Raw genomic sequence first — 1,879 nt, forward strand, 5'->3', positions numbered from 1 at the left:
ACGACTCACCACTGCTGGCACCCACCCTCGACCACCTCGGCCCACTACCGCCGAGCATCACGGCAGCTCCGCCACGAGACCACGGGAGGGCCGTCGCCTACCACGACGTACTCACGCTGCCGCCGGAAACGAACAAGGACAACCCGCCCGGGCCGCCCTTCAAATCATCCTCACGGTCAACGCCGCCGGCCTACCCAGTCGTACTCATCCTGAGCGCCGTTCAACAGTTCGTGAACCTCATGCTCATCGGCTTCGTTTCTTAAGGCAAGGGAGGTGAGTTATGCGGGTGACACGATGGGGCCGGCTGACCGCTCACGGCTCGGCGGACGAATCCAGCACGGGCGCCCACGGCTCCGGGCTTGGTACCTGGGAGATCGTGCGGCCTGAAGGTACCGCAGAGCGCGGTGATGTCGGCAGCCCGGAGCCAGCATGGGCAGCCGCTCTGCGCACGATGGTCGTGTTCGCAGGGCTGCCGGCCACCGTCACCACCATTCCGGCCGGCTTTTGGGTCCGCAGCGGCGATGGCGGGACTTCGCACGCGGACCTAGCAAACGCGGTACTGCCGGAACAGCACAAGGTGACGCTGCTCGTTGGTGCCCCCGGTACGCCGGGCGTCCCTAACGACGCGCTCCGCGTGATCCTCACGTCCCTGCCGGCCGATGCATGCAACCGTGTCGTCGTCACCCCATTCGGTCCCGAACCCGTCGCGGGCGTGTCGCTGGCCACTGTTACTCGCGCTGCACTGCCCGAGTTTGCCCGGCTGCGCACCGGCCTGCCGCTGCTCACGAAGCGACACGGCCCACAACTGCTGGCCGTTGACGCCAACGGCACTCCGACCTGGCGGCCGTTCGTCCGCGAGATCCAGTACCGCGGGTTTTTGCGCGCTCCAAGCGCGGTGGACTGGTGCCACCCAATCGATGGGCCGGCAGACGGGCTGGCCTCCGTCCAGTTCACCGATACTTGGAAAGCGGAGGTGATAGCGGCCGGCATCTGGGTTCGGCCGGTCGGCTGTCGCGATTGTGCGCCAGTTGTACGCGCCCTGCCGATTGACGCGGACTGGTGCTCGATGGTCCTTGGCTGTGCCGAGCGGCCCCTTCTGGACGTGCCGTGGCCAGAGGTGCGTGCAGCCATCGACACGCTGCCCAGCGATGCCAGACCCCGACTGCGGCTCGTCGTCGCCGACCGCGACGACCATCTGCAACCTCTGTTCCGCCATGACCGCGATGACCTCGGTGTGTTCCGATACACCCGCGACGGCACGGTACGTGGTGTACCCACCTGTCGCAGTGTCGCCGGCTGGTGGCGCGCGAGACGAGGAGGCTACCGGTCGGACGACGTCTTCGTGGAAGAGAGCGGCGAGGCCGCCGACCTCGCGCGCCTGACTGCCTTCCTCGACCAGCTCCGCCGTACCCCGTCCTGGGACCAAGTTCGCGAGATCGCATGACCAAGAGTGGGAGTGTTCGAGTAAGGGGTCGCGCGGAATGGTGGTGGTGGTCATCGGCGGCGGTTGGGGCGGTTGGTTGTCCCACCGGTAGAGGGTCCATGCGCGTCGGATGAGGCTACGGACGGTGATGATCGCGTCGGCGAGGTCGAAGTACGCGTCGATGACCTTCTCGGTTCGGTCGTAGCAGCGTTGTAGCCGGTTGAACGCGTTGTGCCAGCTGTTCGTTCGACGTGCCAGCGCCTGCCCGCCTGGATGGGCGTCTTGTCGCCTTTGTGGGCGATCTCGCCGGTCAGGCCGCGTTCCGTCAGCAGTGTGCGTGTGGTGGCGGAGTCGTAGCCGGCGTCGAGGTGCACCGTGATGGCCTGCGGTAGTGGGCCGAGGTCGTCGAGGTGGTCGAGGGTGGGTGCCAGCAGTGGTGAGTCGTGTCGGTTCGCG

The 1,879-nt window shown here is 67.1% G+C and carries 2 protein-coding genes and 1 pseudogene; 2 read left to right on the top strand and 1 reads right to left on the bottom strand.

Annotated features, from left to right (window positions below; all coding sequences use genetic code 11):
• Together B0E53_RS38855 and B0E53_RS38260 are read left to right on the top strand one after the other, a co-directional pair.
• Positions 1–263, top strand: a 263-nt coding sequence (locus B0E53_RS38855; RefSeq protein ID WP_210406358.1) for a hypothetical protein, incomplete at its 5' end; no start/stop codon positions are given.
• Between the two features lie 17 nt (positions 264–280).
• Complete coding sequence (locus tag B0E53_RS38260; protein WP_168215495.1) at positions 281–1,444, top strand: hypothetical protein; 1,164 nt, start codon at positions 281–283, stop codon at positions 1,442–1,444.
• 57 nt (positions 1,445–1,501) lie between these two features.
• Here the strand turns inward: B0E53_RS38260 and B0E53_RS38860 are convergent.
• Positions 1,502–1,879 (bottom strand): annotated as a pseudogene (locus tag B0E53_RS38860) (IS5/IS1182 family transposase); the annotation flags it as partial.

The sequence above is a fragment of the Micromonospora sp. MH33 genome (genome assembly GCF_003013775.1).
Classification (GTDB): Bacteria; Actinomycetota; Actinomycetes; order Mycobacteriales; family Micromonosporaceae; genus Micromonospora; species Micromonospora fulviviridis.

Excerpts from the sequence above, each read along its gene's own strand:
- B0E53_RS38260 (WP_168215495.1), top strand. The coding sequence starts at position 281 with ATGCGGGTGACACGATGGGGCCGGCTGACCGCTCACGGCTCGGCGGAC.